Annotated in this window: 4 protein-coding genes; all 4 read right to left on the reverse strand. The window is 36.6% G+C overall.

Translation table 11 applies throughout. The features are described from left to right. Positions 1-357, reverse strand: a 357-nt coding sequence (locus AC1DTM_RS19325) for an ArsR/SmtB family transcription factor (RefSeq protein WP_477000675.1), incomplete at its 3' end; no start/stop codon positions are given. 210 nt (positions 358-567) lie between these two features. Next, a complete protein-coding gene (locus AC1DTM_RS19330; protein WP_002159337.1) occupies positions 568-1,119 on the reverse strand; it encodes a class I SAM-dependent methyltransferase in 552 nt (183 codons plus the stop codon). A 126-nt stretch (positions 1,120-1,245) separates the two neighbouring features. Beyond that, on the reverse strand, positions 1,246-2,661 hold the full coding sequence (locus tag AC1DTM_RS19335) for an amino acid permease (protein WP_002159338.1): 1,416 nt from the start codon (positions 2,659-2,661) through the stop codon (positions 1,246-1,248). Positions 2,662-2,764: 103 nt separating this feature from the next. Beyond that, the gene (gene ald / locus AC1DTM_RS19340) at positions 2,765-3,898 is read right to left on the reverse strand and encodes an alanine dehydrogenase (protein WP_477000676.1); all 1,134 of its coding nucleotides are present in this window, start codon (positions 3,896-3,898) and stop codon (positions 2,765-2,767) included. Between the last annotated feature and the right edge of the window lie 199 nt (positions 3,899-4,097).

The following is a 4,097-nucleotide window of genomic DNA, read 5'->3' on the forward strand; positions in this document are numbered from 1 at the left end:
TTCAAACGCTTGCTCGAAGATATGAATTACGTGTTGATCAGCTAATGAATAATAAACTACCTTTCCTTCTTTACGGTTCTTTACAAGCTTTGCTTGCTTTAATACACGAAGCTGATGTGAGATTGAAGATTGCGTCATTCCTAATAAATAAGCTAAATCACAAACACACATTTCAGCTTCAAATAATGCATGTAATATTCTCGTACGTGTACGGTCACCTAATACTTTAAATAATTCTGCTACTTTACTTAAACTTTCATCAGTCGGAATTGTTTGTTTTACTTGATCCACGATTTCCTCATGAATTACCGTTTGAGAACATGCTTCCTGTTGCGTTTCTATTTTATTTCCAGCCATTATAGCTCACCTCTTTAATTGAACATATGAACAATCATTCATATATCTTATACTCTTATTATATGAGCGTCTGTTCATATGTGTCAATAAAATCCGTAAGATTTTTTTGACAATTTCGTTCACGTTTCAAAATAAACACATAAATATTCTCCGCATCTATCATGCTCTTCATACAAAAAGGATGCACGAAAGCTATCGCACATCCTTTTCTTATTTATTAACTTTCACTGCATCCACAATTAACGAAGCGAATCCTAATTTACCATCCTGATTTCTATAATCAAAACGTTTCGATCGATAAATAAAACCTCCTTGCTCATTCCAATCATTATACTGAAATTCTCCATTTTCATCGCAATACTCTAGCAACTTTACTTGAAAACCCGCTACTTCAAACATAGATACAATCGTTTTATAGTTATGTACAATTTTATGACTTGCAGCCGGATGATCTAATGGACCTGGCCCTCCTACTTGCACACCTTGCTGATATTCTTCATTTGGAAAAAATGCATCTGGTACCGCACAACGAATGTAACCATCATCTTGTAAAAATTCATAGCATATTTTAGCTGCTTCTATACCTTCTTCATACGATAAATGCTCCCATACGTGTTCAGCCAAAATTACTGATAAAGAATTAGGCTGAAATTTATTAAGCCACGTTTCTCTTTTTAATAAATTTAATTCTTCTTCATTCGTATGTAACCAACCTGGGTTATTATTATATCCCTCTGCTCCAACGACAACTTTCGTCTCCATCTTTCCACCCCTTCTTATATTCCGACATAAAAATTCGACAACATAACATTGGTCTCCTTTATTTCCCCAAAAGAAAAAGCCTTGCGCGCTCCCTAGACGCACAAGGCTTACTAACTTTATATCCCTTTAATTAGCTTCTTCTAAATTATCCTGCGAACTTTCATCTTCTTTTAGATGACTATGTTTTTTCGAATATACAAAGTATACAACTACTCCAATTGCCAACCAAACACCGAAGTATATCCATGTTTTTAACGGTAGATTTACCATTAAGAATAGACAGCATGCAACTGAAATAATCGGTAAGATTGGTACAAGTGGTACCATAAATCCACGTTGTAATTTCGGATGCGTTTTACGAAGAATGATGACAGTTACACCAACCATCGCGAATGTTAATAACGCTCCAATATTCGCTAAATTCGACAATTCTTTTAAATCGATAAATCCAGCAATTACAGCACTACCAATTCCTGTTAACCAAACTGAAAATGTTGGTGCTTCTGTCTTCTTGTTAATTTTCGCGAAAGATTTTGGCAATAAACCGTCACGGCTCATCGCGAAGAATACACGTGTCGTAGCGTAGATGTATGCGAAAATTACAGCCATAATACCAATTACAGCTCCAATAGCAATTACACCAGCCACTTTATCTTGTCCTACAACTTCTAGTACATAGGCCATCGCTTCAGGTACATCTAATTCCTTGTAAGAAACCATACCTGTCATAACGAGACAAACTACAACATAAATGATTGTACAAATGACTAATGAAGCAATAATACCAATCGGTAGATCACGCTGCGGATTTTTTACTTCTTCAGCAGAAGTTGCTAATGCATCAAATCCTAAGAAAGCGAAGAATACTGCTGCTCCTCCGGCGAAGACTCCACTTAAGCCGTACGGTGCAAATGGTATCCAGTTTTCTGGTTTCACGTAGAATACACCAACTGCAATGAATAAAACAACAATACCAATTTTAATTAATACCATTATGTTATTTACACGCTTACTTTCCTTTGTACCTCGTGATAATAACCAAGTTATCACCAACGTAACGATAACTGCTGGTAAGTTCACCATACCACCTTGCGATGGAATCGTTAACAATGCTTTTGGAATTTCAATTCCTAATCCACTCACTAAGTTATTGAAATAACCCGTCCATCCACCAGCTACTGCGGCAGTCGTTACGACATATACGGATAGCAATGTCCACCCCATTAAATGGGCAACAAACTCACCAATTGTTGCATATGAATATGTGTACACACTACCTGAAACAGGAAGTGCAGATGCAACCTCTGCATAACATAAAGCTGCAAATCCACAAACAATTGCTGCAATCATGAATGAAAAAATAACTGCTGGACCAGCATCTCTTGCTGCTACTAATCCCGTTAATACTAGAACTCCTGTACCAATTATCGCACCAATCCCTAGCATTGTTAGGTCAAATGCCCCTAGCGTTTTCGTCAAAGTTTTACTTTTACTTTCCCCTAACAATTGCGTAACGGATTTCTTTTTGAATAGGTTGGCCACGATGAATGCCCCCTTTTACCAAGAAGAGCTAAGAGGTATTATCTCTTAGCTCTTATCATGTTGTTTTATATATTGTTCGATTTTGTTTTGTATAATGCTTCTATTAGCAAGATACTGTTTCTGCTTCTAATAATTCTTTAGCACCTTTGTACTCTACACCGTGAGCTTCTGCAACTGCTTCGAATGTTACGTAGCCTTCTAATGTGTTAATACCTTTTAATAATGCAGAGTTGCCTAGGCAAGCTTCTTTGTAGCCTTTGTTAGCAATTTGTACTGCATATGGTACTGTTACGTTTGTTAATGCAAGAGTTGATGTACGTGGAACTGCACCTGGCATATTTGCAACTGCATAGTGAACAACGCCGTGTTTTTCATAAGTTGGGTTRTCATGAGTTGTAATACGGTCAGTTGTTTCGAAAATACCACCTTGGTCAATCGCGATATCTACAACAACAGAACCTTGTTCCATTGATTGAATCATTTCTTCTGTTACAAGTTTTGGCGCTTTTGCACCTGGGATTAATACTGCACCGATTACAAGATCAGATTCTYTTACAGCTTCTGCAATATTGTAAGGATTAGACATTAAAGTTTTTACTTGGTTTCCGAAAATGTCATCTAATTGACGAAGACGTTCTGCACTTAAGTCGATGATTGTTACATCCGCACCTAGTCCAACTGCAATTTTAGCAGCATTTGTACCAGCTTGTCCACCACCGATAATTGTTACTTTACCGCGTTTAACTCCTGGAACACCTGCAAGTAAGATACCTTTACCGCCTTTGTTTTTCTCAAGGAATTGCGCACCGATTTGTGCAGCCATACGACCAGCTACTTCACTCATAGGTGCAAGTAATGGTAATGAACGGTTTTCTAATTGTACTGTTTCATATGCGATAGCAACAACTTTCTTTTCAATTAACGCTTTTGTTAATTCTGGTTCTGGAGCTAAGTGTAAGTATGTGAATAAGATTAAACCTTCACTGAAGTGTTTGTATTCGCTTTCAACTGGTTCCTTAACTTTCATAACCATTTCCATGTTCCAAGCTTCTTCAGCTGTATCAACAATTTTTGCTCCCGCTTCAACATACTGAGCATCTGTGAAACCAGATCCTACACCTGCATCCTTTTGAATGAATACTTCGTGATTGTTACGAACTAAATGTACAACACCTGCTGGTGTCATTGCCACACGGTTTTCGTTGTTTTTAATTTCTGCTGGTACCCCAATACGCATAATGAAATGCCCCCTTATAATTAACAGAAAAAAGGAATTCTTTTTTCTTTTTTAAATAATTAATAACTTATGTCCTTATTCTAGCATAACTTAAAAGTTATGAAAACGCTAACATACTATTTTTTTAAAGTTTTTATATTTAGAATAGTGTAAATATATAAAACATTGATTCTATTGAGTTCTGCGTACCACTTCATCA

It is taken from the genome of Bacillus sp. P4_D3, from assembly GCF_056401855.1.